This is a genomic window from Sinomonas flava, assembly GCF_039531875.1.
Taxonomy (GTDB): domain Bacteria; phylum Actinomycetota; class Actinomycetes; order Actinomycetales; family Micrococcaceae; genus Sinomonas; species Sinomonas flava.
Genome location: NZ_BAAAQW010000006.1, coordinates 1 through 23,939, shown reverse-complemented (window position 1 = coordinate 23,939; position 23,939 = coordinate 1). Strand labels below are relative to the sequence as shown.

Here is a 23,939-nt window from a genome sequence, read left to right as displayed (position 1 = left end):
CAACGACAATGAACGATCTGGCCCAGCTCACCGCTCTCGAGCTGCGCGATGGCTACCGGACTGGCGCGATCTCGCCGGTCGAGGCGACCCGTGCCGCGCTCGAGGCGATCGAAGAATGGGACCCGGAGGTCAATGCCTTCGTCGCGGTGCACGCCGACGAGGCGCTTGGTCAGGCTGCCGACTCCGAGCGGCGCTGGCGCGACGGCGCGCCCCTGGGCCCCGGCGACGGGATTCCGACCTCCATCAAGGACATCTTCTACACGCGCGGATGGCCCACCCTGCGGGGGACCCGGCTCATCGACGCGGACCGTCCGTGGGAGGAGGATGCGCCATGCGTGGCACGGCTGCGCGAGACGGGTGCCGTCTTCCTCGGCAAGACCACGACCCCGGAGTTCGCATGGAAGGGCGTCACCGACTCCCTGCGCCACGGCTCGACCGGCAATCCCCGTGCGCCGCGCCTCACCTCGGGTGGGTCGAGCGGCGGCAGCGCGACCGCCGTCGGCCTCGGGATGGGCCCGTGGTCGATGGGGACCGACGGCGGTGGCTCTGTCCGCATCCCGGCCGCCTTCACGGGCACCGTGGCGCTCAAGCCGACCTACGGCCTCGTCCCAATGTTCCCCGCCAGCCCGTTCGGCACGCTCGCCCACGCAGGCCCCATGACCCGGACGGTCGCGGACAGCGCCCTCCTGCTCGACGTTGTCACGGGTTACGACCCGCGGGACTGGTCGGCGCTGCCGACTCCGTCGGGCTCGTTCCTTGACGGCCTGCACGACGGCGTGCGCGGCCTGCGCATCGCGTTCTCGCCGACGCTGGGCTTCGGCACGAACGATCCCGAGATCGACCGGCTCGTGCGGGCCGCGGCGGCCACGTTCGAGGGGCTCGGCGCGATCGTCGAGGAAGTCGACCCGGGCATCACGGACCCGGTCGAGGCCTTCCACGTCCTGTGGTTCGCCGGCGCGGCGAAGGTGCTCGAGGGCTATGGTCCGGGGGCTGCGGAGCAGGTCGATCCAGGCCTGCGCACCAGCATTGAGGAGCAGGGCCACATCAGCGCCTCGGAGTTCCTTGACGCGACGGCCGTGCGGATGGAGCTCGGTGTGCGCATGGGACTCTTCCACGAGACCTACGATCTCCTCCTCACGCCGACCCTGCCCCTGCCCGCCTTCCCCCGGGGCCGCGACGTCCCGGAGGGCTGGAGCTCACGGCACTGGACGAGCTGGACCCCCTACACCTATCCGTTCAACATGACGCAGCAGCCGGCGATGAGCGTCCCGTGCGGATTCACCGAAGAGGGCCTGCCGGCCGGGCTCCAGATCATCGGGCCCCGCCATGCGGACCGCACCGTGCTGCGCGCGGCCCAGGCCTACGAGACCGCCGCGGCGTGGCGGACCGAACGGCCCGCCGCCCTCGTCCGCGAGTCCTGACCCCCTGCCCACCGATCCAACACCGGAGCAATCATGAACCCTGCATCCGCTTCCCCCTCCCCCGACGCGAGGACCGTCCGCCGCGCTGTCGCCGCCTCCGCCATCGGCAATGCGACCGAGTGGTTCGACTACGGCGTCTACGCCGTCTCGGTCGCCTACATCACGCACAACTTCTTCCCCGGGCCGGCTGGAACGCTTCTGGCCCTGAGCACCTTCGCATTCTCGTTCCTCATCCGCCCGCTCGGAGGCATGGTCTGGGGTCCGCTCGGCGATCGCTTCGGTCGCAAGCGCGTCCTCGCCCTCACGATCCTGCTCATGGCGGGGGCGACGTGCGCGATCGGCCTCCTGCCGACGTACAGCGTCCTGGGCATCGCCGCCCCCGTCCTCCTGATCCTCCTGCGCGCCGTCCAGGGTTTCTCGACGGGCGGCGAGTACGGCGGCGCGGCGACCTTCATGGCCGAGTATGCGCCCGACCGGCGGCGCGGGTTCTTCGGCAGCTTCCTCGAGTTCGGCACGCTCGCGGGCTTTGCCTTCGGCTCCCTCATCGTCCTCATGGGCGAGACGTTCGTCGGCAACGATGCCATGAACGACTGGGGATGGCGCGTGCCGTTCCTGCTTGCGGCACCCCTTGGGCTCATCGGCCTGTACCTGCGCTCGCGCCTCGCCGAGACGCCGGTCTTCCAGGAGCTGGAGGCGGCCGGGAAGTCCGAGAAGTCGGCCAGCATGGGCTTGAAGGACCTCGTGGTCAAGTACTGGCCGAGCGTCCTCACGCTCGCGGGCCTTGTCATCGCGCTCAACGTAGTGAACTACACGCTGCTGACCTACATGCCGACCTACCTCGAGACCGTCGCGGGCCTCGAGAGCCAGACGGTGCTGACGATCATGTTCATCGCCCAGTTCGTCATGATGCTCGTCATCCCCGCGGCCGGAGCGCTGTCCGACAGGGTGGGCCGGAAGCCCCTCTGGTATGCCTCCCTCATCGGCCTGTTCGTCCTGGCCATTCCGATGTTCATGCTCTTGGGTGCGGGTTCCTGGTGGCCCCTCGTCGGCTTCGGCATCCTCGGTCTGCTCTACATCCCGCAGCTCGCGACGATCTCGGCCACGTTCCCGGCGATGTTCCCGGCCCACGTGCGCTACGCGGGCTTCGCCATCACCTACAACGTCTCGACGTCGCTGTTCGGCGGCACCGCGCCGCTGTACAACCAAGCGGGCATCGAGGCGTTCGGCAATCCGCTCTTCCCGGCGTTCTCGATGATGGCTGCATGCGTGATCGGCCTCGTCTCGGTCCGATTCATGCGGGAGACCAGCGGCGCGTCCCTGCGGGGGACGGAGCTGCCGGGCACCGAGGCGCCGGCCGGCAGTCATCAGGTCGGGCAGCTGCAGCAGAAGTAGAAACCCCAGACCTCCGCGGGCCCCAGGGCGGTCGCTGCATGCCTTACGCATGCGGCGGCCGCCCTCACGCGTATCAAACACCATGTCCTCTGGTCGACAACTTGAACGTTTGCACGTCGTATTGTTGACAATGATAGGGATCGTACCTAAGTTTGTAACGCAAGTCACAGGAGGTGCTCCTCCAATCCGTTGCCGGCGATGGGGCCGGCTGAACAGGAGTAGACATGATGAACATTTCGCGCAGGGACGCGCTGCGGACGGCAGGGGTCGCCGCGGTCGGAGCGGCGCTGGCAGGGTGGGCCAGCGGCTGCTCGTCGGTCCCCGTGGGCGGCGCGGCCAACGCCGCCGCGGGAAACCTGCTCGAGACCGCGAAGGCGCAGGGATTCCTCCGTGTTGCCATCGCGAACGAGCCACCCTACACGCAGGTCAGCGCCGACGGAGTCGTGAGCGGCTGCGAGCCGGACGTGCTCCGCGCCGTGTGCAAGCGCCTCGGCATCGCGGACATCCAGGGCATCGTGACGCCGTACGGCTCCATGATCCCCGGGCTCAACGCCAACCGCTGGGACGTCATCGCGGCAGGCCTCTTCATGAAGCAGTCGCGCTGCTCCCAGGTGGCCTACTCGGAACCCGTCATCGTGTCCACGGAGTCTTACGCGACGCCCAAGGGCAACCCCAAGGGCATCACCTCGATCGCCGCGATCACCGCTGACCCGAGCCTGCGCATCGCCGTCCTCCCGGGCGGGTTCGAGGAAGGCATCCTCAAGACGGCCAACGTGCCTGAGCCGCAGCAGGTCAAGGTCACCGACGGCCGCAGCGGCATCGAGGCCGTCAAGGCCAACCGCGCCGACGCATTCCTGCTCCCGACCCTGTCGCTGCGGGCGCTCGCGAAGGACGACGCGGGGTTCGAGGTCACCGAGGCCCTCAAGGATGCGCCACGCACCGGCTCGGGTGCGGCCTTCAGGACGGCCGATTCCTCCTTCCAGGAGGCGTACAACAAGGAACTCGCGGCATTCAAGAAGACCCCCGAGTTCGGCCAGATCCTCACGAAGTGGGGATTCGATCCTGCCGTCGTCGAAGGCGTCACGGCTCAGGAGCTATGCCAGACCGCGGGCTGACCGCGGCGGCCTACCCGACGGAGCCCTGACGTGTCTGCAGTCATCGACTACGCACCCCTGCTCTGGCAGGGGCTCTGGACCACGGTCCTTGTAACCGTGCTCGGCGCGATCGTGTGCGTCGGGGTGGCCTTCGCGGCCGGCCTCGCGCGCCTGTCGGGCCGCTGGTTCCTGCGCTGGCCGGCGGCCGTCTTCGTGGAGGTCTTCCGCGGGACGTCGCTCCTGGTCCAGATGTTCTGGTTCTTTTTCGCCCTGCCATTCTTCGGCATCCAGCTCGCACCGCTCACCGCGGCCGTCCTGGCGCTCGGCCTCAACGAGGGCGCCTACGCGGCAGAGGTGGTCCGCGGGGCGATCAGGAGCCGGCCCAAGGGGCAGACCGAGGCGTGCGTGGCCCTCGGCATGGGCCCCGCGCTGCGCCTGCGCCGGGTCCTCGTGCCGCAGGCCATACCGGCCATGCTGCCGCCGTTCGGGAACGTGATGGTGGACCTGTTGAAGAACACGTCCCTCGTCTCGCTCGTGACGGTTGCGGACCTCACGTTCCGCGCCCAGATGGTCAGGAACACCACGGGGGAGACGACGGCGGTGTTCCTCACCATCCTCGTCATGTACTTCGTGCTCTCGCTCGTGCTGACGCTCGTCATCGGGATGCTCGAACGCCGCTTCGCCCTTGACCGCAAGGCCGTCTCGGCCGCGCGCGCCGAGCGGCGGCTGGTCAAGGCAGGTGCCGCATGATCTGGGACAACGACTTCGCGATCTCTGTGATCCCGGCCCTCCTCCAGGGGCTCCTGGTCACGGTCCAGATCACGGTGCTCGGCACCCTGTTCGCCGCGCTCCTCGGGCTCGCGTTCGCCGTCGTCCGCCAGCTGGCCATCTCGGCGGTGTCCCAGGCCGTGGCGTTCGCCGTTACGTTCATCCGCGGAACCCCGCTGCTGGTCCAGGCGTACTGCGCGTTCTTCGTCCTGCCCGGCTACGGGATCAGCGCGGACGCTTTCACCACTGGTGCCGTCGTGATCGGCATCAACTACAGCGCCTACATGGCGGAGGTGTACCGCAGCGGCATCCAGGGGGTCCACCGGGGCCAGTGGGAGGCATGCACGGCGCTCGGCCTCCCGGCCAGCCGGACGTGGGGGAAGGTCATCCTGCCCCAGGCCCTCCGGTCGGTCGTCCCGATGCTCGGGAACTACCTGATCCAGATGTTCAAGGATTCGGCGGTGCTCTCGGCGATCACGGTCGTGGAGCTCCTCGCCACGGCCCAGGCCATCGGAACCTCCAACTTCCGCTACCTCGAGCCGCTCACCCTCGCGGCGGTCCTCTTCTTCATCGTCAGCTACCCCTCGTCACGCCTTGTCGGCAGATTGGAGCGGCGCTATGCGCCCCAGCACTGACCCTGCGCCCGCCGGGCACACCATTCCGCGCGGGGACGGGCAGGCCGAGTCCGGCCCGGTCATCAGCTTCGAGGACGTCAGCAAGAGCTGGGGCTCGAACCAGGTCCTTTCCTCGCTCAACTTCGACGTCCGGCCGGGGGAGAAGGTCTCGATCATCGGGCCTTCCGGCTCCGGGAAGACCACCATCCTTCGGATCCTCATGACGCTCGAGAGCCCGACCGAGGGCATCGTGACGGTCGACGGGGACGTCCTGTGGAAGGTCGCGCCGGGGGAGAAGCCGAAGGAGACGCGGCAGCTGCGGCAGACCCGCCGGAAGATCGGCATGGTCTTCCAGCAGTTCAACCTGTTCCCGCACATGACAGCGCTTGAGAATGTCATCGAGGCGCCGATCCATGTCCTCGGCATGGGCAAGGCAGAGGCCCGTGAGCGCGCCGCGGACCTGCTGAGCCTCGTCGGGCTCGGCAAGCACATGAACCACACGCCGCCGCAGCTCTCGGGCGGCCAGCAGCAGCGCGTCGCGATCGCGCGGGCGCTCGCGATGCGACCCAAGGTCATGCTCTTCGACGAGCCGACCTCGGCGCTCGACCCCGAGCTCATCGGCGAGGTGCTCGGCGTGATCCGCAATCTCGCGCATACCACGGACATGACGATGCTCATGGTCACGCACGAGATGCGCTTCGCCGAGGAGATCTCCGACCGGGTCGTCATGTTCGACCATGGCAGGGCCGTGGAAAGCGGTCCGCCGGAGCAGATCTTCAAGAACCCGCTCGAGGACCGGACTCGGACGTTCCTGCGGGCTGTGCTCCAGCACTGACACGACTGCCGAGCCGGGCAGTGGAGAAGGCGGCGGCCATGGTCTGGCCGCCGCCTTCTCCTCGTGCGGACCGGGTTCCCTACCCCGCCTTCGCCTGCCGCAGGCACAGGAGCGCGTACGCGCGTGCCGCCGTGACGAGCTCGGCGATGCTCACCGACTCGTTCACCTGGTGGGCCTGGTCGTTGAGCCCCCCGGGGCCCAGCACGATCGTGGGGACGCCGAAGTCCCGGGCGATGAACCCGCCGTCGCACGCTGCCGTCCAGCCACTGATCCCGCTCGCAAAGCCGCAGTCGGCCAGGGCAGCGACGGCGTCGCCGACGAGCGGGTGGTCCTCGGGCGTGCGGAAACCGGGCATCTCCATCGTGACTGAAGCGCTCACGCCGATGCCGTCCTGGTCGATGCCGGCCTCGCCGATGCGTGCGCGGAGGCCGTCGAGGATCCGGTGCGGGTCGTCGTCGGGCATGAGTCGGCGGTCGAGCGAGAGCCGGCACTCGCCGGCCACCATGGAGGTGCCGCTGCCGCCGTCGATGAGGCCGACGTTCCAGCTGCCGGCGCCCAGAAGCGGATCCTGCGTCTCCTGGAGCCGCTCGTGGTCCTCAACCACCAGTCCGATGATCTTGGCCGCGGCATTGATGGCACTGCGGCCATCGGAGGGGCGCCCCGAGTGGGCGGACTTCCCATGCACGGTGACGTCGATGTAGCTGTCGCCGCGGCAACCGATGACGGTGGCGAGGTCGGTGGGCTCGGCGACGATGCAGCCCGAGAAGGACTCGCCGGCGTGGGCACGCGTGTACGCACGGATGCCGATCCCGAGATCCTCCTCGTCCACCGTGCACGCGAGCGTGACTGGTCCGGGAAGCTGCGCGCCTGCCGCTTTGAGTGCCTTGAGCGCCACGGCGACGGCCGCGAGGCCGCCCTTCATGTCCGTCGAGCCCCGGCCGTAGAGCCGCCCGTCGCGCACGTACGGTTCGAAGGGCGGGCGCTCCCACCCCTCGCCGGCCGGGACCACGTCGGAGTGCCCGAGGAACAGCAGCCCCGGACGCTCCCCGCCCGGCAGGACGGCCGTGAGGTTCGGCCGCCCGGGAGCGGCCTCCTCGGTCAGGGTCTCGAGGCCGGCGCCGAGGCAGAACGCCTCGAGGACCGCGATCGTGGCCTCCTCAGTGCCACCCGGGTTCTCCCCTGCCGCGGCCACGAGCGCCTCCGTGACCGAGACGAGCTCGTCCTCGGTGATGAGGGCGAGGACATCGTCCTCGATGGAGGCCGCGACCCGGCTCACCCGGCCACCGAGCCGAGCTCGACGTCGATCGCTCGGCGCAGCCGGCGGATGCCCTCGTCAGTGCGCTCCGGGGTGCTCGTCGCAAAGCATAGCCGCAGCGCGTCGTCGAACCTTCCCTCGGCGGAGAGCGCCGGCCCGGGGATGAACGCGACACCCTCTGCCAAGCCCGTCTCGAAGAGCCGGCGGGTCGAGATCTGCGCAGCCTCCCCGCGGAGGGTGAGCCACAGGAAGAAGCCCCCCTCCGGGTCCGTGGTGGTCACGAGGTCCCCGAGGTGCCGGCGGATGCTCGCCTGCATCGCCTGCTTCCGGTCGCGGTACTGGGTGCGGAGTCCGGCGAGGTGGCTGTCCAGGCGGCCGCGGCGGATGAACTCCGCGACGAGGTGCTGGGCCGGAACGTTGGTGCACGTGTCCATGGCCTGCTTCGCGTTGATCACGAGCTGGCGCAAGGACGGGTCGGTGTCGACCCAGCCGACGCGCAGGCCCGGCGCGAGGATCTTGGAGAACGTGCGCACGGAGAACACGAGCGGGTCGCCGGGGCTGAGCGCCTGGAAGCTCGGGATGTCCGTCCCCTCGAAGCGCAGCAGGCCGTAGGGATCATCATCGATGATGACGGCGTTCCATCGGTGCGCGAGCTCGAGGAGGAGCTTGCGCCTCTGCAGCGAGAGCGTCGCGCCGGAGGGGTTCTGGAAGTTGGGGATCGTGTAGATCGCCTTGGGTGTGCGGCCGGTGGCCGCGACGAGCTCCGGGAGTGCCTCGACGACGAGCCCGTTCTCGTCGAGCGGGGCTTCGAGGAGCTGGGCGCCGTAGCTGAGGGCCGTCGCGCTGCCGTTCGTGTAGGTCGGGCTCTCCACGATCACGAGGTCGCCCGGGTCGATGAAGATCTTGCAGGCGAGATCGAGGCCCTGCATGCCGCCGGCCGTGATCGTCACGCGGTCCGCGGCGGTTGGATCGGCGGTCCCTGACAGATAGCCGACGAGGGACTCGAGCAGCTCGGGCTCGCCCTCCGTCGCACCGTAGGTCATGGAGCCGTGGCGGAGGACCGCGCCGGCGATCTCGCGCAGCTCGGCGATCGGGACCGCCTCGTCCGCGGGGGAGCCCATCGCGAACCGGACGATGTCGTGCTTCATCGAGGCGAGCAGGGATGTGCTCGAGTCGATGACGGACCCCACGAGGTGCCCTGCGCGGGCTGCGAGCGGGAGGGCCTCAGGGGAGAGGATGGCGAGGTCTTCTGCGGTCATGCTTTCACAGCCCCTTCTGGATCAGTTCGCGCGGGAAGTCCGTCAGGACTTCGGCGCCGTCAGACGCGACACGGATGGATTCGGAGAGTTCGTAGCCGTAGTGGTCCATCCACATGCCGCCGATGACGTGGAACGTCATGTTCTCGGCGAGGACAGTCTCGTCCTCGGTGCGGATGGATATCGTGCGCTCGCCCCAGTCCGGCGGGAACCCGACCCCGATCGAGTAGCCGATGCGGGAGGGCTTCTCGAGGCCGTGCCGTGCGAGGCTCGCATTCCAGGCGCTGGCCAGGTCGCGGACCGGGACGCCGGGATGGACCGCGTCGAGCACCGCCTCGATGCCCTCGGCGACGGCACCCGCGAGCGAGATGAGCCGCTGGGACGGCCTGCCGAGCGTGAGGGTCCGCGCGAGCGGAGCGTGGTAGCGGCGGTGGGCCCCGGCCAGTTCGACGACGACGGCCTGCCCGTCCTCGAAGCGTTCGTCGCTCCAGGTCAGGTGGGGGGTGTCCGCTGCCTCGCCGGTCGGGAGCATGGGCACGATGGCAGGGTAGTCGCCGTCCGCCCCCTCGGCTCCGGTGATCTGCGAGTGGCTGATGGCGGCGGCGGCGTCGCACTGGCGGACGCCGACGTCGACCGTCTCGACCGCAGCCTGCATTGCGGCCCCGCACACGCTCGCTGCCTTGCGCATGAGGTCGAGCTCGGCAGGAGACTTCACGGAGCGCACCCAGTTGACGAGCTCGAAGCTGTCCACGAGCGTCCACTCTGGCAGTGCGTTCAGGAGTGAGCGATAGGCCTTGGGGGAGAAGAAGTGGGCGTCCATCTCCAGTCCGACGCACCCCCCTGCCGCTGCAGCGACGAGCCCGCGTTCCCGCAGCGCGGCGGCGACCCAGTCGAACGGGTGCACGGTGGGGCGGTGCACGTACTGCTCGGGGTACCCGACAATGCTCTCGGGCGGCAGCCATGCCGTCCGGAAGGCGCCTCCAGCGTCCATGGCCCGCGTGAACAGGATCATCGGGCCGTCGGCCGGGACGAATACGACTTGGGGGGTGTAGAACGACCACGCGTTGTACCCGGTCAGATAGTAGATATTGGCCGGATCCGTGACGAGCAGGGCGGAAAGCCCCTGCCGCCGCATCCTCGTGCGAACCCCTGCAAGCCGAGCTCGGTACTCTTCGGCGGTGAACAGCACAGAACCTCCCATGTCTTCTCGTAATTTTGTAGACAATCTACATGGCGTGAGAAGAGTCACACAAGGCGAGGGCCCGGCCGGGATGCTGCAGGGCGAAGGGTTGTCGGTCCGCTAGGACTTCAGGACGTAGGTGCGCAGGTCGTCGAGAGTCTGCTGCATGTGCGCGTCCATGGCCTCGCGCGCGGCGTGGGGATTCCGGCTGTGCAGCGCGCTCGCGACCCTCTGGTGCATCGCGATCGCGTGCTCCTGGATCTCGGGCACCGCGGACGTCTCGGAGCGCCGCTCTGCGAGGACCCGGCTGAGGGGCTCGAATAGCACCGCGACGAATGCGTTCTCGGACGCGTGGAGGATCACGTCGTGGAACGCGAGGTCCGCATCCACGAAGCGCTCGAGGTCCCCGGCGTCGTGGGCGTCGCGCATCTGGCCCACGAAGACGTCCAGCGCCGCCAGGTCGTCCTCCGAGATTCGCGCGGCCGCCAGTTCGCAGGCGCCAGTCTCGAGCATGCGTCGCAGTTCGATGAGCTGGACCGCGGCGTCGTTGCCGTTGGTGCCCTCGCTCGTCGCGCGCAGCACGGCGTGCAGGGAGCTCCAGCGGTTCACTGGGTTGACGAACGTGCCCCGGCCGCGCTCGACGCGCAGGATGTTCTGCGCCGTGAGGGTCTTGATCGCCTCGCGCACCGTCATGCGACTGACCTCGTGGTGCTCGACGAGCTCGAGCTCGCCCGGCACAAGCGCGCCCGGAACGAACTCGCCGGAGATGATGCGGTCCAGCAGCTCGTCGGCCACCTCGCCGACGAGTGACTTGCGTGCCACGGGCTCCCCTTCCCTGTGCCCTCCGCGCGTGGGTCGGGCTCCGTTCCGCGTCAGTCTACGGAAGCCGCCCTCGCCTTGCGCCGACCTGAGTTGTGTGTCACTCTAATGGGCAGATTAGATGTCTGACATCTTACAGAAGGCGCATGCCGCCCGCCCAGCCAGCCCACCCCAGCACAAGGAAGTGTCGTCATGCTCCTCGAAGCAGAAGCCCTGGCCGCCTACCCCGCCGAGTGCGAGGTCTCCGCTCGCGAGGTCGCGGACGCGGTCGAGCGCTCGGGCCGCGTCCTGGTGGTCCTCGACGACGACCCCACCGGCACGCAGTCCGTCGCAGACCTCCCGGTCCTCACCCGCTGGGACGTCGACGACTTCCGGTGGGCCTTCGCCTCCCGGATCGGCGGAGCCCGCCCCGCGGCCGTCTACGTCCTGACGAACACGCGCAGTCTGGACCCGGCCGAGGCGGCTGAGCGCAACCGTGAGGTCGTGGCGGCGGCGAGCGAGGCTGCCGGGGAGTCCGGCACCGCCCTCGCGTTCGTGAGCCGCAGCGACTCGACCCTCCGCGGCCACTTCCCCCTCGAGACCGACGTCCTCGCCGAGAGCATCGCAGCGCACGGCGGCGCGCCGGTCGACGGCGTCGTCATGGTCCCCGCGTTCCCCGACGCCGGCCGCCTCACCATCGGCGGCGAGCACTTCATGCGCACGACGGCGGCCGCCCCCGCCCCGGACGACGGCACCGACGGCGAGGCTCAGCCCGCGCTGACCCCCGTGAGCGAGACGGAGTTCGCGAAGGACGCGACCTTCGGCTTCTCGACCTCCTACCTGCCGGCGTACGTCGAGGAGAAGTCCGGCGGCCGCGTGCGCTCCGAGGACGTGATCGTCCTCGACCTCGGGACGATCCGGGCGGGTGCAGGCGCCATCGCGGACGCCATCGCCCCGGCCACCGGTTCGACCCCGATCGTCGCCGACATCGTCGGCGAGAACGACTTCCGCGCCCTCGCCCTCGGCCTCGAGGAGGCGGAACGCCGCGGCAAAGCGCTCCTCTACCGTGTGGGACCGCCCTTCGTCCGCGGCCGGATCGGCCAGGAGATCCGCGAGCCGCTCACCGCCGAGGAGGTCTACGGCGCCTCGGCCGCCGCCGAGACCGGCGGCGCACGGGAGGACCTCGCCACGGGCGGCCTGATCGTCGTCGGCTCCCACGTGGGCCTCACGACCCGACAGCTCGCCCGGCTGACCGCCCAGCACGCCTCCGCCCGGACGATCGAGATCGACGTCAACCAGCTCCTCGAGCCGGAGAGGGCCGCAGCCCACATCGAGGCGACGGTCGCCGCCGTCGTGCGCGCCCTCGCCGTGGGCGACGTTATTGTCCACACCTCCCGCACCCTCGTGAAGACCGACGACCCAGCGCGCAGCCTCGAGATCGCGCGCACGGTGAGCGCCGCCGTCGTCAGCGTGGTCAACACCGTGCTCAAGACGACGCCCCCGCGCTTCGTCATCGCCAAGGGCGGCATCACCTCCTCCGACGTGGCCGCGCACGGCCTCGAGATCCGGCGCGCCATCGTTCGCGGGCCCATGCTCCCGGGGATCGTCTCGCTCTGGGAGCCTGTGGACGGGCCGGCCCGCGGCATCCCCTATGTCGTCTTCGCCGGGAACGTCGGCGACGACGAGTCCCTCGCGAAGGTCACCAAGACCCTCAGTGCCACCTTCTGACCCACCCGCGGGTTGAGCGCAGCCGAAACCCGCTCCGCTCAACCGCCGTTTCCGTTCATAGGAGAACACCCGTGTCCGACACTTCTGCCGCCGCTGCCTCTTCCGCCACCGCCACGTCCACCCAGACGGTCGCCGTCCTCGGCCTGGGCGCCATGGGCCTGCCCATGGCCACGCGCCTGGCCACAGGCCTCACCGTCCACGGCTTCGACATCGCCCAGGCCCGCCTCGACCTCGCCGCCGCCGCGGGCATCGCGACCTTCGCCTCGGCGCGCGAGGCGGTCGAGGGCGCCGACGCGCTCCTGCTCGCGGTCCGCAACGGCGAGCAGCTCGACGATGTACTCTTCGGCGAGAACGGCGTGGCCTCCGCGCTCGCCCCGGGCGCCGTCGTGATCCTCACCAGCACGGTCGGCACCGACGCGATCCCAGGCACCGCCGCGCGCCTGGCCGAGCTCGGCGTCGGCCTCGTCGACGCCCCGCTCTCCGGCGGCCCCGTCCGCGCCGGAGAGGGCGACCTGCTCATCGTCGTCGGCGCGACGCCTGCGGACCTCGAGAAGGCCCGCCCCGTGCTGACGCTCCTCGCCTCGACGCTGACCGTGGTGGGGGACAAGCCCGGCGACGGCCAGGCCCTCAAGACCGTCAACCAGCTCCTGTGCGGCGTCCACATCGCCGCCGCCGCCGAGGCCCTCGCCCTCGCGGACGCGCTCGGCCTCGACACCGCCAAGACCCTCGAGGCGCTCGGCGCCGGGGCCGCAGGCTCGTTCATGCTCTCCAACCGCGGGCCGCGCATGCTCGAGGCCTACTCCGAGGACGGGGCCGAGGTCCTCTCGCGCCTGGACATCTTCGTCAAGGACATGGGCATCGTCGGCAAGGCCGCCCGCTCGGTCGGGCTCGCCGCCCCGGTCGCCGCGGCCGCCGAGCAGCTCTACCTGCTCGGCCAGGCCCAGGGCCTCGCCGCCGCGGATGACTCCGCCGTCATCAAGGTCGTCGCCCCCGCCAAGCGCAGCGCCTGACACCCGCGTCCCCGCAGGCCCACGGCGACGCGGGCCTCACCGCCTCCTGCCCCCTGCCGGCTTCGCGCCTGGCCCACAGTCGAAGGAAACCAGTGAAGTGAACCCCCTGACCATCCTCGGAGCACGCGCGGCGGTTCCGCTGGCCGACGCCGCGCCGATCAAGCCCGCCGTCGAGCTCGGCACGCCGCTCCTCCTCACGATCGCGGCGCTCGGCGTCGCCGTGCTGCTCGTGATGATCATCCGCTTCAAGATCCAGGCGTTCGTCGCGCTGCTCACCGTGAGCATCGCGGTCGCCGTGGCTGCGCAGATCCCGCTGACGGACATCTTCACGGTCGTGTCGAACGGCGTCGGCTCGACGATGGGCAAGGTGGCCCTGCTCATCGCCCTCGGTGCCATCCTCGGCCGAATGATCGAGGTGTCCGGCGGCGTCCAGTCCCTCGCGGACCACTTCGTCGAGCGGTTCGGCCGCACGCGCGTCGCCGTCTCGCTCACGCTCGTCGGCTTCCTCGTCGCGATCCCCGTGTTCTTCGAGGTCGGCGTGATCGTCCTCGTCCCGATCGTCTACGCGTTCGCCAAGCTCCTCAACGTGCACCCGATCAAGTTCGGCCTGCCCATGGCCGGCATCATGCTCTCGATCCATGTGGCCGTCCCGCCGCACCCCGGCATCGTGGCCGGCGCGGGCGTCCTCGGGGCGGACATCGGCCTGATCACGATGATCTCCCTGGCCATCTGCGTGCCGCTCGGCTTCCTCTCCTACTGGGTGGCCCGCATCATGAACCGCCGCCCCATGGAGCTCCTGCCCACAGTCAAGGCCCAGCTCGACGAGTACGGCAGCCCGGAGACCATCCGCGCGGGCCACGAGCACCCGCTCGGCAACGGCGGCGCCGGGAACAGCCGCCCCGGGAACAGCGGTTCCGGGAACAGCGGCTCCGCCCGTGGCGGAGTCGCCACCGCGCTCAGGACGCCGGGCGCCGTCATGGCCCCGCCGAAGCCCGGCCTCATCGTCGCCCTCATCGCGGCCCCGATCGTGCAGATCATGCTCGGCACCGTCGGCACCCTCACGCTCCCGAAGAGCAACCCCGCCTACGGTGTCGCGTCGTTCATCGGCAACCCGTTCCTGGCGCTCCTCGTCGCCGTGGGGATCTCGTTCTTCACCCTTGCGGTGCGGCGCGGCTGGTCGCTCAAGCAAACGGGTGAGATCTTCGAGCAGTCCCTGCCCCCGATCGCCTCGATCCTCATGATCGTCGCCGCCGGCGGCGTGTTCGGCGAGGTCCTCCGGGTCTCCGGCATCGGCGCCGCGCTGTCCACGACCCTCGACGGCATCGGCCTCCCGATCATCCTCCTGGGCTTCGTCATCTCCCTGGCCCTTCGCGCAGCCCAGGGCTCCGCGACAGTCGCGATCGTCACGACCACGGGCCTCCTGACCGCCGCGATCCAGAACGGCGGGTACACCCCGGCGCAGATCGCCGTCATCGTCATCGCGATCGGCTTCGGCTCCCTCGGCCTCTCCCATGTGACCGACGCCGGCTTCTGGGTCGTGGTGCGCTACTACGGGCTCACGGTCGCGGACGGCCTCAAGACCTGGACGGTCCTGACCACGGTCCTCGGCGTTGCAGGCTTCCTGCTCACGTCCGTCGCGTGGCTCCTCGTCGGCGGGCTCGGGCACTGATGCGCTCTCGTCTCGACGACGTCGTGGCGGCCTCGCTCCTCTCGGGCGGGGCCGTCCCGGCGTTCACGTGCTACGACTTCGCCACGGCCACCGCCGTGGTGACAGCCGCTGAGGAGGCGGGGCTCGCCGTCGTGCTCAATGTCGCCCCCAAGACCGCCGCCACCCGCGATGGGCTCCGGCTCATCGCTGCCCTCCGGACGCTCGCCGACGGCGCCTCCGTTCCTGTGTGCGTCCAGCTCGACCACGCCTCCGACCCGCGCGTGATCGCCGATGCCGTGGCCGCCGGTGCGGACGCGGTCCTCGCGGACGGCTCGGCGTTCGCCCTCGAGGACAACATCGCGTTCGTGCGGCGCGTCCGCGACCTGGTCGGGCCGGACGTGGTCCTCGAGGGCGAGCTCGGCGGCCTCGCCGGCGACGAGGACAAGGCCTTCGCCCAGGACGCCGCAGGCCTCACCGACCCGGAGGAAGTCCGCGGGTTCGTCGAGCGGTCGGGCGCTCAGCTGCTCGCGGTCGCGATCGGGAACGTGCACGGCCGGTACAGGGGCGAGCCGCAGATCCGCTGGGACGTCCTCGGCCGGATCGCACAGGAGAGCCCGGTGCCGCTCGTGCTGCACGGCGCCTCGGGGATCCCTGCCGCAGACTTGGCCCGCGCGGCGTCGTTCCGCGTCGGGAAGGTCAACGTCAACACGGAGCTGCGCACCGCGGTCCTGACCTCCGTCGCGGACGGCGTGGCCGCACGGCGGGCCGACGGCGAGGACCTCGCCGGACTCCTCGACGAGTGGGGCACGACGGCGCGGGGCACCGCCGGCGGTATTCTCGCCACCCTGCGCGGCTGAGCGGCGCCGGGCCGCGCGCCCACGCCCACCCGGGCGGGGCGCGCGTTCCCGTAGGCTGTAGCGCATGACGACGGCGCTGATCACCGGGGCGAGCAGCGGCCTAGGGGCCGAATTCGCCCGCCAGCTCGCGGCCGAGGGACACGATCTGGTCCTGGTCGCCCGCCACCGCGAACGCCTTGAAGCCGCGGCCCGCGGGCTCAGTGCGGAGCACGGGGTGGAGGTCGAGGTCGTGGATGTCGACCTCACGGATCCCGAGGGGCTCGCGTTCGCCGTCGCCCGCGCGAAGGATCCGAGCAGGCCCGTGGGGATCCTCGTCAACAACGCTGGCCACGGGCTCCTGCACGACTTCCACGACAACACGCTCCTGGACGAGGTGAACCACCTCCGCCTGCACGTCGAGGCCGCGATGAGCCTGTGCCATGCCGCGCTCCCGGGCATGCTGGCGCGCGGCGAGGGCCGCATCATCAACGTCGCATCCGTTGCCGCGTACCTGCCGCGCGGAACCTATGCCGCGGCGAAGGCCTGGCTCCTGACCTTCAGCCGCTGGGCCAACGTCCACTACCGGCGATCGGGAGTGCACGTCACGGCGCTCTGCCCGGGGCTCACCAGGACGGAGTTCCACAGCCGGATGGGCATGGAGACGCGTTACCTGCCCGCCTGGATCTGGCTGCGCGCCGATCGGGTGGTGCGCGACGGGCTCAGGGACAACCTCGCCGGGAAGGCCGTCTCGGTGCCTTCCGTGCTGTACAAGGCCACGGTGGCGGCCTCGAAGGTCCTGCCGGACCGTCTCCTGGGAGGGCCGGCGCGCCGGGCGCGGAGCACGTAGGTGACCCCCAGGAGGTGACCCCCAGACCGGGGAGCGGGAGGTCAGCGGGGCGGGAGCTCCATGACCCGCACCGGCGACCCAGCAGCCCACGCCTCGATGTCCTCCACCGCGTCCCGGTAGAACACCTCGTACTGCTCGCGCGTCACGTACCCGATGTGCGGGGTCAGGACGGTGCGCGGCGCGGTCCTCAGCGGGTGGTCGGCGGGGAGGGGCTCGACGTCGTACACGTCCAGCGCCGCGCAGCCGATCCGGCCCGCCCTCAGCGCCTCGACGAGGGCGGCCTCGTCGATGATCGGGCCGCGGGAGGTGTTGACGAGGACGGAGTCGGGCTTCATGAGCGCCAGCTCCGCCGCGCCGACGAGGCCGCGTGACCGCTTCGACAGGACCAGGTGCACGGAGAGGATGTCCGAGCCCGCGAACAGCTCGTCCTTCTCCACCCGCCGTACGCCGACCTCTGCCGCCCGCTCCTCGGTGAGGTTCTCGCTCCACGCCACCACCTCCATGCCGAACGCGAGGCCCACCCTCGCCACCCGGCTGCCGAGGTTGCCCAGGCCCAGCACCCCGAGCCGGCGGCCCTCGAGCCCGCGTCCCACGGTGGTCTGCCACCCGCCGTCGCGGGTCCACCCCGCGCCGCCGGAGCCGAGCTCGGCATCGAGCCTCCGGGTCGCGGCGTGGATCAGGGCCCACGCGTGCTCGGCCGCGGGTGCCGGCAGGTAGCCGGTGCCGCAGACTGTGACGCCCTTCAGCGGAGTCGTCTTGAGGTCGATCGAGGCGTTGCGCCGCCCGGTCGAGACGATGAGCTTCAGGTTCGGAAGCCGTTCGAGCCGCTCCGCCCGCAGCGGGGTGCGCTCGCGCATGGCCACGACGACGTCGAACGGCTCGAGCGCGGCGACCACGGCGTCGTCGTCGTGCCCCAGATGCTCGCGGAAGACGGTGATCTCGTGCCCTGCCGCTTCGAGCCGGGACCAGTCGGCGAGCTCGCGGGCCACGCCCTGGTAGTCGTCGAGGATCGCGATGGTGAGCCGGTTCGTCTGCGCGCCGTCAGTCATGCGCTCAGCCTAGACGCACGGGAAGGACCTTGCGGCGCCGTCGAGGATGTCGATCTCCTCTTGTTATGACGCCAGAATGGCGTCATCATGATGTCATGAATATCGACGCGCACCTCTTGGCGCTGACCCGGCACCTCGCCGACGCCGCGGCGCTCGGCGGGGACGAGATGGTGGAGCTTGCCGAACGGCTCGTACTGCCGCTGCAGGCAGCCGCCCGCCTCGTCCTCCAAGATGCGCTCTCCGAGGCGATGCAGGAGGTCACGCTCGATCTGGCCCCGGGCGCCGCCGAGTTGCGCCTCCGGGGGAGGGAGATCGACTTCGTCGTCACCCATCCCACGGGATCACCCGCGAGGGCTGACCGCAGCGACGTCACGACGGTGCCGTCTGGCACCATGGACGACGCCGCGTCGGAGCCTCCCAGCGAGGCCGGCACCGCCCGCATCAGCTTCCGTCCGCCTGACTGGCTGAAGGCGCAGATCGAGGAGGCGGCGGAACGGGAGGGGCTCTCGGTCAACGCGTTCCTCGTCCGCACGCTCACCGCCGCCCTCCGGCCCTCCCTCCAGAAGCCCGTCCAGGCCGACCCGGGCACGCCTGAGGGCCGCAGCGGCTCGCGGCTCGAGGGGTGGGTGTACTGATGGAGCAGTTCGAGACGCAGCAGCCGGTGCGCGCGCTCATCGAGCTGAGCCTCGGCGACGTCATCGTGCACGCGTCCGAGCAGAACACCGCGACCGTCGAGGTGGCTCCGGTGCACGCCGGGCGCAAGGCGGACAAGGAAGCCGCCGAGGCAACCGCTGTCGACTACTGGGAAGGCCGGCTCGAGGTCCTCGCGCCGAAGGTCCGCGGCTTGGGCTTCCTCGGGCGGCCGGGGGCCGTGGTGGTGACGGTCAAGCTTCCCGCGGGCTCGGATCTGGAGGCCTCGACGGCGTTCGGCGACATCATTGCCACAGGATGCCTTGCACGGGCCAAGGCCAAGACCCATGCCGGAGACGTCAGGGTCGAGGATGGCGTCTCACTCGAGCTGGAGACCTCGGCCGGCGACGTCGAGGTGGGCCGCGTGCGCGAGGAGGCCTCGCTCGTCTCGTCCACGGGCGGAGTGCGCGTCGAGGACGTGACCGGCACGCTGCGGGTCAAGTGCACGACGGGGGAGGTGTCCCTGGGGCGCGTCGCCGGGGCGGCAGAGGTCACGTGCCCCTACGGTTCCATCCGCGTCCGCGAGGCCGTCTCGGGCAGCCTCTCCATCACGTCTGCCTATTCCGACCTCGTGGTCGGGATTGCGGCGGGCACCGCGGCCAAGGTCGATGTCTCCACCAACCACGGCCGCATACGCAACGAACTCAGCCGGTCGGCGTCGCCCCCCGCTGCCGCCGAGCGTCTCGAGCTCACCGCCCGCACCAGCTACGGGTCGGTGACCATCCGGCGGGCGTGAAGCGCGCCGAGAAACGGCAGTCCCTGCAGAACGACGTACTTCGGAAAGGAGTACTGTCATGCCCACAACCCACCCGCCAGCCGAGCCTGCCATCCACGTGGCCGGTCTGGAGAAGTCCTACAAGGAGGTGGAGGTGCTGCGCGGCGTCGACTTCGACGTGGCGCGCGGGAGCATCTTCGCCCTCCTCGGCTCCAACGGCGCCGGCAAGACCACGGTCGTGAACATCCTCTCCACGCTCCTGGCGGCCGACGCCGGTGCTGCCGCCGTCAACGGCTGGGACGTCGCCGCCCACGCGGCGGAGGTGCGCGCCTCCATCAGCCTGACGGGCCAGTTCGCGGCCGTCGACGAGGTCCTCACCGGACGTGAGAACCTCCTGCTCGTCGCACGCCTCCGACACGTCGAGGGTCCCGGCAGCGTCGCGGACGCACTCCTCGAGCGCTTCGCACTCGCCGAGGCCGGGGCGCGCAAGGTGTCCACGTACTCCGGCGGCATGCGCCGCCGGCTCGACATCGCGATGAGCCTGATCGGCGATCCGCCGGTCATCTTCCTCGACGAGCCGACCACCGGCCTCGATCCCGAAGCACGCCTCGAGGTGTGGCAGGCCGTCAGGGAGCTTGCCTCGAACGGCACCACGGTGCTGCTCACCACGCAGTACCTCGACGAGGCCGAACAGCTCGCTGACCGGATCGCGATCCTGCACCACGGCCGGATCCTCGTGGACGGCACGCTCGCCGAGCTCAAGCAGCTCCTCCCGCCCGCCCAGGTCGAATACGTGGAGAAGCAGCCCACCCTCGAGGACGTCTTTCTCGCACTCGTGGGCGGCCAGACCGCCGAGGAGCACCAGGGGAAGCCCGTCGGCAACGCCCATGACCAGACCAAGGAACTCCGATGACCACGCACTTCCTCGGCGACACCGCCGTCCTGACCGGGCGTTCCCTTCGCCACATCGCCCGCAGCCTGGACACCATCATCACGACCGCCCTCATGCCGATCGCCTTCATGCTGCTGTTCGTCTACGTGTTCGGCGGTGCGATCAACTCGGGCTCCGACTCGTACGTGGGATACCTCCTGCCCGGCATCCTGCTGATCACGATCGCCTCTGGCATCTCCTATACCGCCTACCGGCTGTTCCTGGACACGAAGGGAGGCATCTTCGCCCGGTTCCAGTCCATGCCCATTGCGCGCTCAGCCGTGCTGTGGGCGCACGTGCTCACCTCACTCGTCGCGAACCTGATCTCGGTCGTGGTGGTGGTGCTCGTCGCGCTCCTCATGGGCTTCCGCTCCGGGGCGGGAGTGCTCGAATGGCTCGCGGTCGCAGGGATCCTGGTGCTGTTCACGCTCGCGCTGACGTGGATCGCCGTCATCCCGGGCCTGACCGCCAAGTCGGTGGACGGCGCGAGCGCGTTCTCCTATCCGCTCATCATCCTGCCGTTCATCAGCTCGGCGTTCGTCCCGACAGCGACCATGCCGGGCCCGGTGCGGGCCTTCGCCGAGCACCAGCCGGTGACGTCGATCGTCAACGCGATCCGCGACCTGCTCGCCCAGGAGCCGGTCGGCGCCGACCTCTGGACCGCGCTCGCCTGGTGCACCGGCATCCTCGTCGTGGCGTACGGCTTCGCGATGGTCGCGTACCGCCGCAGGATGTCCTAGGCGGCTAGGCTCGTCGCATGGCCCGCCAGTCCCGCCCCGCCCCCTCGTCCCGTGACAAGTCCGCCCCGCGCCTCGACCCCCTCCGCCTCGACGGCCTCGACACCGGGTTCGCGGGCGACATCGAGCCCGGTGGGCGCACCGAGGGCCTCGCCTTCGAGGGCACGGACCTGGCCGCCCTGGCCCTCGAGGGCACGACCTTCGCCGAATGCTCCTTCCGGGACGTCGCAGCGCACGACGCCGACCTCCGCTCCGCCTCGTTCCTCGACTGCCGCATCGAGCGGCTCGGGGCGCCCCGTCTCGCCGCCCCGCGGTCGCGCTGGCGCGGCGTCGAGGTCGAGGCTTCGCGCATCGGCTCCGCGGAGCTGTACGACGGCGAGCTCCGCGGCGTCGTGCTCCGGGGCTGCAAGCTGGGCTATGTGAACCTGCGCGGTGCGAGCCTGCAGGACGTCCTGTTCGCCGACTGCGCGATCGACGAGCTGGACCTGGGCGGTGCCACGGCGACGCGGGTCTCGCTGCAGGGCAGCACCGTGGAGAGCCTCGACGTCACACACGCCTCGCTCACGGACGTGGACGTGCGCGGAGCCCGCCTCCACCGGGTTGCCGGTGTCGACGGGCTCCGTGGCGCCATCCTGAGCAGCATGCAGGCCGTGGAGCTCGCAGAGCTCATGGCCGCGCAGCTCGGGATCGACGTGCGGGACTGATCAGCGCGTCAGCCCTGGTGGGCCGCAGCGGGCTGGGGCACCCTGGGCACCGGCCCCGAGATCGGGCCTGAGGCGACGGGTGCCTCGCCGGAGACCTGCGCCTCGAGCGCCGTGGCCTCCAGGTCCACGCCGGCCTCCTCGGCTGCCTCGACGGCGGCCGGGTGGTCGAGCGGAAGCTGCAGCGCCACGCCGTCGTCCGCCACCGCCACCGGCACCTCGGTGAGCGGCATGTGCTCGAGGTCGATGTGCGGGTCCTGGTCCTGATGGGCGACGACGTCGCGCGCCTCGGCCTCGGTGTCGACGCTCGGGAGCGAGCCGGGCAGGGGACGCTGGGCGGACTCGCGCAGGAACCAGATCGCCACGGCGCCGACCACGGAAGTCGCCATGAGGTAGTAGGCGGGCATCATGTCGTTGCCCGTGGCCTGGATGAGCGCGTCGATGATGAACGGCGTGGTGCCGCCGAAGATCGCGACCGCGAAGTTGTACGCGATGCCCATCGCGCCGTAGCGGCTTGCGGTCGGGAACTGCGCGGGCAGCGCGGAGGCGAGGTTCGCCACGTAGAACGTCACGGGGAACGCGACGAGCGCGAGGCCGATCAGGGTGGTGACGACCGTGCCGACGCCGATGAGCAGGAAGGCCGGGATGGACAGGACGATCGTGCTCGCGGCACCGATCCACAGGACCGGGCGGCGGCCGATCCGGTCGGAGAGCTTGCCCGTGAGCGGGATGCAGAGGCTCATGACCACGAGGACCGGGATCGTCAGGATCGTGCCGTGCAGCTCGTCGTAGCCCTTCGAGGTGGTCAGGTACGTCGGCATGTAGGACGTGAGCGCGTAGCCGACCGTGTTGGCGGCGGCGACGAGGACCATGGCCACGAGGATCTGGCGCCAGTAGCTGCGCACAATCGCGAGGGGGCCCTTGGTCGCGATCTCGTCGTGGGTCGCGAGCTCGTGCGCCATCTGCTGCTGGGCCTCGAGCGAGGCCTTGAACGCGGGGCTCTCCTCGATGCGGAGGCGGAACCAGATCGCGATCGCCCCGAGGGGGCCGGCGATCAGGAAGGGGATGCGCCAGCCGTAGGCCTCCATGGCCTCCTGGCCGAGGGTCAGCTGGAGCACGGACACGACCGCGGCGCCGAGCGCGAAGCCGAGGTAGGAGCCCATATCGAGGAAGCTCGCGAGGAAGCCGCGGCGCCTGTCCGCGGCGTACTCGCTCACGAAGGTTGTCGCGCCGGCGTACTCGCCGCCGGTCGAGAAGCCCTGGACGAGCTTGACGACGACCAGCAGGATCGCCGCCCAGACGCCGATCTGGGCGTAGCCGGGCAGGAGGCCGAGGGCGAAGGTCGAGGCGGCCATGATGATCAGGGTCATCGCGAGCACGCGCTGGCGGCCCATCTTGTCCCCGAGCCAGCCGAAGAACACGCCGCCGGCCGGGCGTGCGATGAAAGTCGCGGCGAACGTTCCGAGGAGGAACAGCGTCTGGACGGTGCGGTCCGCCTCGGGGAGGAAGACGGGGCCCATGGTGGTGATGAGGTATCCGAAGACGCCCACGTCGAACCACTCCATGGTGTTCCCGACGATGGTCCCCCCGATGGCCCTCTTGAGCATCGGCTGGTCCACCACATTGATGTCGTCGACTCTCAGCCGGCGCTTTCGGAAGACGACCCGCCGGGGCCGTTCGTGTGCGGTCATCTGACTGTGGTCTCGTGACATGACCATCAAGTCTACTAGGCGGAGATCCGATCTGAGAGTCGCACATCGGTTATCGCTATGGCGGGCATCACCCCCAGCTGGTGCTTGGTGGGGAGCTTTGGCGCGGCTCGAGCCCGGCGGCTGGCGCCGCCATCCCCGCCATCGCGCGGATCCGGCCGCGCACGACGCCGCGTGGTCGGCGCACGCGCGCTGCTCGCCGCCGCGGTTCCTCGTCGCGCCCGGTTGTTATCGATTCGTGACCTTTGGGGGTCCATTCGCGCCGGATACAGCGCGGCGCCCGCCGGCCCGAGAAGGGGGCTGACGGGCGCCGGGAAGGAACTGCCCGCGCTACTCCGCGTCGTGGTCCGTCTCGAGGACGGTGACGAGCTTGTCGAGTGCCTCGTCGGCGCCCGGGCCCTCTGCACGCAGGACGACCTTCTCGCCGTACTCGGCACCGAGGCTCATGAGGGAGAGGATGCTCGAGGCGTCCATGGCCTCGTCGACCGGGTCGCCGACCTTCGCGATCGTCACGTCGAGGCCGACCTCGCCGGCCGCCTCGGCGAAGATGGCCGCGGGGCGGGCATGGAGGCCCACGCGGGAGCCGATCGTTGCGGTGCGTTCTGCCATGGAGTGCTCCTTGTCGTTGGGAGGGTCGTGGCGGGTCCGCCACAGACTACCGGTCTTCAGAGGCCGAGGGTGGTGAGGATGGGGAGGTGGTTGCGGGTGGTGTCGCGGGCGTGTTG

At 70.4% G+C, this 23,939-nt stretch carries 23 protein-coding genes; 16 read left to right on the top strand and 7 right to left on the bottom strand.

Annotated features, from left to right (window positions below; all coding sequences use genetic code 11):
* Positions 1-8: 8 nt before the first annotated feature.
* The 6 genes from ABD298_RS11380 to ehuA all read left to right on the top strand — a co-directional run bounded on the left by ABD298_RS11380 (position 9) and on the right by ehuA (position 6,124).
* Complete coding sequence (locus tag ABD298_RS11380; protein ID WP_344299827.1) at positions 9-1,421, top strand: amidase; 1,413 nt, start codon at positions 9-11, stop codon at positions 1,419-1,421.
* 33 nt (positions 1,422-1,454) lie between these two features.
* Positions 1,455-2,813 (top strand): MFS transporter, encoded by a 1,359-nt coding sequence (locus tag ABD298_RS11375; RefSeq protein ID WP_344299826.1) that lies wholly within the window; start codon positions 1,455-1,457, stop codon positions 2,811-2,813.
* Positions 2,814-3,037: 224 nt separating this feature from the next.
* Positions 3,038-3,928: an ectoine/hydroxyectoine ABC transporter substrate-binding protein EhuB gene (gene ehuB, locus ABD298_RS11370; RefSeq protein WP_344299825.1), complete on the top strand. Its 891-nt coding sequence runs from the start codon at positions 3,038-3,040 to the stop codon at positions 3,926-3,928.
* A 30-nt stretch (positions 3,929-3,958) separates the two neighbouring features.
* Entirely contained in the window at positions 3,959-4,657 is a 699-nt protein-coding gene (gene ehuC / locus ABD298_RS11365; RefSeq protein ID WP_344299824.1) for an ectoine/hydroxyectoine ABC transporter permease subunit EhuC, read from the top strand.
* Positions 4,654-5,310 (top strand): ectoine/hydroxyectoine ABC transporter permease subunit EhuD, encoded by a 657-nt coding sequence (gene ehuD, locus ABD298_RS11360; protein WP_344299823.1) that lies wholly within the window; start codon positions 4,654-4,656, stop codon positions 5,308-5,310. The genes ehuC and ehuD overlap by 4 nt, the downstream gene beginning before the upstream one ends.
* Positions 5,294-6,124, top strand: a complete 831-nt coding sequence (gene ehuA / locus ABD298_RS11355) for an ectoine/hydroxyectoine ABC transporter ATP-binding protein EhuA (protein ID WP_344299822.1) — start codon at positions 5,294-5,296, stop codon at positions 6,122-6,124. The genes ehuD and ehuA overlap by 17 nt, the downstream gene beginning before the upstream one ends.
* Positions 6,125-6,203: 79 nt before the next feature.
* Here the strand turns inward: ehuA and ABD298_RS11350 are convergent, their stop codons facing one another.
* The 4 genes from ABD298_RS11350 to ABD298_RS11335 form a co-directional block, all read right to left on the bottom strand.
* Positions 6,204-7,400, bottom strand: coding sequence for a M20 family metallopeptidase (locus ABD298_RS11350; RefSeq protein ID WP_344299820.1), 1,197 nt, complete (start codon positions 7,398-7,400; stop codon positions 6,204-6,206).
* Positions 7,397-8,638 carry an aminotransferase-like domain-containing protein gene (locus ABD298_RS11345; protein WP_344299819.1) on the bottom strand — a complete coding sequence of 414 codons (1,242 nt, stop codon included), beginning with the start codon at positions 8,636-8,638 and terminating at the stop codon, positions 7,397-7,399. Before ABD298_RS11345 ends, ABD298_RS11350 begins: the two co-directional genes overlap by 4 nt.
* A gap of 4 nt (positions 8,639-8,642) precedes the next feature.
* Positions 8,643-9,836 carry a M24 family metallopeptidase gene (locus ABD298_RS11340; protein ID WP_344299818.1) on the bottom strand — a complete coding sequence of 398 codons (1,194 nt, stop codon included), beginning with the start codon at positions 9,834-9,836 and terminating at the stop codon, positions 8,643-8,645.
* 99 nt (positions 9,837-9,935) lie between these two features.
* On the bottom strand, positions 9,936-10,637 hold the full coding sequence (locus tag ABD298_RS11335) for a FadR/GntR family transcriptional regulator (RefSeq protein ID WP_344299817.1): 702 nt from the start codon (positions 10,635-10,637) through the stop codon (positions 9,936-9,938).
* Positions 10,638-10,826: 189 nt separating this feature from the next.
* On the opposite strand from ABD298_RS11335, the gene ABD298_RS11330 reads away from it, so the two are divergent.
* From ABD298_RS11330 to ABD298_RS11310, 5 genes are all read left to right on the top strand, one after another.
* Positions 10,827-12,341 (top strand): four-carbon acid sugar kinase family protein, encoded by a 1,515-nt coding sequence (locus tag ABD298_RS11330; protein ID WP_344299816.1) that lies wholly within the window; start codon positions 10,827-10,829, stop codon positions 12,339-12,341.
* Positions 12,342-12,412: 71 nt separating this feature from the next.
* On the top strand, positions 12,413-13,351 hold the full coding sequence (locus ABD298_RS11325) for an NAD(P)-dependent oxidoreductase (RefSeq protein WP_344299815.1): 939 nt from the start codon (positions 12,413-12,415) through the stop codon (positions 13,349-13,351).
* A 97-nt stretch (positions 13,352-13,448) separates the two neighbouring features.
* A complete protein-coding gene (locus tag ABD298_RS11320; RefSeq protein ID WP_425564392.1) occupies positions 13,449-15,020 on the top strand; it encodes a GntP family transporter in 1,572 nt (523 codons plus the stop codon).
* Positions 15,020-15,856 carry a class II fructose-bisphosphate aldolase gene (locus tag ABD298_RS11315; protein ID WP_344299814.1) on the top strand — a complete coding sequence of 279 codons (837 nt, stop codon included), beginning with the start codon at positions 15,020-15,022 and terminating at the stop codon, positions 15,854-15,856. Before ABD298_RS11320 ends, ABD298_RS11315 begins: the two co-directional genes overlap by 1 nt.
* Before the next feature lie 64 nt (positions 15,857-15,920).
* Positions 15,921-16,682, top strand: a complete 762-nt coding sequence (locus ABD298_RS11310; RefSeq protein ID WP_344299813.1) for an SDR family NAD(P)-dependent oxidoreductase — start codon at positions 15,921-15,923, stop codon at positions 16,680-16,682.
* A 41-nt stretch (positions 16,683-16,723) separates the two neighbouring features.
* On the opposite strand, the gene ABD298_RS11305 is transcribed toward ABD298_RS11310, so the two are convergent.
* The gene (locus ABD298_RS11305) at positions 16,724-17,731 is read right to left on the bottom strand and encodes a D-2-hydroxyacid dehydrogenase family protein (RefSeq protein ID WP_344299812.1); all 1,008 of its coding nucleotides are present in this window, start codon (positions 17,729-17,731) and stop codon (positions 16,724-16,726) included.
* Positions 17,732-17,826: 95 nt separating this feature from the next.
* On the opposite strand from ABD298_RS11305, the gene ABD298_RS11300 reads away from it, so the two are divergent.
* The 5 genes from ABD298_RS11300 to ABD298_RS11280 are packed head-to-tail and all read left to right on the top strand — an operon-like array spanning position 17,827 to position 21,508.
* Positions 17,827-18,366, top strand: a complete 540-nt coding sequence (locus tag ABD298_RS11300; RefSeq protein ID WP_344299811.1) for a histidine kinase — start codon at positions 17,827-17,829, stop codon at positions 18,364-18,366.
* A complete protein-coding gene (locus ABD298_RS11295; protein ID WP_344299810.1) occupies positions 18,366-19,157 on the top strand; it encodes a DUF4097 family beta strand repeat-containing protein in 792 nt (263 codons plus the stop codon). The genes ABD298_RS11300 and ABD298_RS11295 overlap by 1 nt, the downstream gene beginning before the upstream one ends.
* A gap of 58 nt (positions 19,158-19,215) precedes the next feature.
* Complete coding sequence (locus tag ABD298_RS11290) at positions 19,216-20,049, top strand: ABC transporter ATP-binding protein (protein ID WP_344299809.1); 834 nt, start codon at positions 19,216-19,218, stop codon at positions 20,047-20,049.
* The gene (locus ABD298_RS11285; protein WP_344299808.1) at positions 20,046-20,807 is read left to right on the top strand and encodes an ABC transporter permease; all 762 of its coding nucleotides are present in this window, start codon (positions 20,046-20,048) and stop codon (positions 20,805-20,807) included. Before ABD298_RS11290 ends, ABD298_RS11285 begins: the two co-directional genes overlap by 4 nt.
* Positions 20,808-20,824: 17 nt before the next feature.
* The gene (locus ABD298_RS11280) at positions 20,825-21,508 is read left to right on the top strand and encodes a pentapeptide repeat-containing protein (protein ID WP_344299807.1); all 684 of its coding nucleotides are present in this window, start codon (positions 20,825-20,827) and stop codon (positions 21,506-21,508) included.
* Between the two features lie 8 nt (positions 21,509-21,516).
* On the opposite strand, the gene ABD298_RS11275 is transcribed toward ABD298_RS11280, so the two are convergent.
* Both ABD298_RS11275 and ABD298_RS11270 read right to left on the bottom strand, forming a co-directional pair.
* Positions 21,517-23,196 (bottom strand): MFS transporter, encoded by a 1,680-nt coding sequence (locus tag ABD298_RS11275; RefSeq protein WP_344299806.1) that lies wholly within the window; start codon positions 23,194-23,196, stop codon positions 21,517-21,519.
* A gap of 348 nt (positions 23,197-23,544) precedes the next feature.
* Complete coding sequence (locus tag ABD298_RS11270; protein WP_208711312.1) at positions 23,545-23,823, bottom strand: HPr family phosphocarrier protein; 279 nt, start codon at positions 23,821-23,823, stop codon at positions 23,545-23,547.
* Between the last annotated feature and the right edge of the window lie 116 nt (positions 23,824-23,939).

Bases quoted from the DNA above. Each gene is read 5' to 3' on its own strand.
- ABD298_RS11380 (WP_344299827.1), top strand. From the start codon at position 9: ATGAACGATCTGGCCCAGCTCACCGCTCTCGAGCTGCGCGATGGCTAC.
- ABD298_RS11375 (WP_344299826.1), top strand. From the start codon at position 1,455: ATGAACCCTGCATCCGCTTCCCCCTCCCCCGACGCGAGGACCGTCCGC.
- ehuB (WP_344299825.1), top strand. From the start codon at position 3,038: ATGATGAACATTTCGCGCAGGGACGCGCTGCGGACGGCAGGGGTCGCC.
- ehuD (WP_344299823.1), top strand. From the start codon at position 4,654: ATGATCTGGGACAACGACTTCGCGATCTCTGTGATCCCGGCCCTCCTC.
- ehuA (WP_344299822.1), top strand. From the start codon at position 5,294: ATGCGCCCCAGCACTGACCCTGCGCCCGCCGGGCACACCATTCCGCGC.
- ABD298_RS11345 (WP_344299819.1), bottom strand. From the start codon at position 8,638: ATGACCGCAGAAGACCTCGCCATCCTCTCCCCTGAGGCCCTCCCGCTC.
- ABD298_RS11340 (WP_344299818.1), bottom strand. From the start codon at position 9,836: ATGGGAGGTTCTGTGCTGTTCACCGCCGAAGAGTACCGAGCTCGGCTT.
- ABD298_RS11330 (WP_344299816.1), top strand. From the start codon at position 10,827: ATGCTCCTCGAAGCAGAAGCCCTGGCCGCCTACCCCGCCGAGTGCGAG.
- ABD298_RS11315 (WP_344299814.1), top strand. From the start codon at position 15,020: ATGCGCTCTCGTCTCGACGACGTCGTGGCGGCCTCGCTCCTCTCGGGC.
- ABD298_RS11310 (WP_344299813.1), top strand. From the start codon at position 15,921: ATGACGACGGCGCTGATCACCGGGGCGAGCAGCGGCCTAGGGGCCGAA.
- ABD298_RS11305 (WP_344299812.1), bottom strand. From the start codon at position 17,731: ATGACTGACGGCGCGCAGACGAACCGGCTCACCATCGCGATCCTCGAC.
- ABD298_RS11300 (WP_344299811.1), top strand. From the start codon at position 17,827: ATGAATATCGACGCGCACCTCTTGGCGCTGACCCGGCACCTCGCCGAC.
- ABD298_RS11295 (WP_344299810.1), top strand. From the start codon at position 18,366: ATGGAGCAGTTCGAGACGCAGCAGCCGGTGCGCGCGCTCATCGAGCTG.
- ABD298_RS11290 (WP_344299809.1), top strand. From the start codon at position 19,216: ATGCCCACAACCCACCCGCCAGCCGAGCCTGCCATCCACGTGGCCGGT.
- ABD298_RS11285 (WP_344299808.1), top strand. From the start codon at position 20,046: ATGACCACGCACTTCCTCGGCGACACCGCCGTCCTGACCGGGCGTTCC.
- ABD298_RS11280 (WP_344299807.1), top strand. From the start codon at position 20,825: ATGGCCCGCCAGTCCCGCCCCGCCCCCTCGTCCCGTGACAAGTCCGCC.
- ABD298_RS11275 (WP_344299806.1), bottom strand. From the start codon at position 23,196: ATGACCGCACACGAACGGCCCCGGCGGGTCGTCTTCCGAAAGCGCCGG.
- ABD298_RS11270 (WP_208711312.1), bottom strand. From the start codon at position 23,823: ATGGCAGAACGCACCGCAACGATCGGCTCCCGCGTGGGCCTCCATGCC.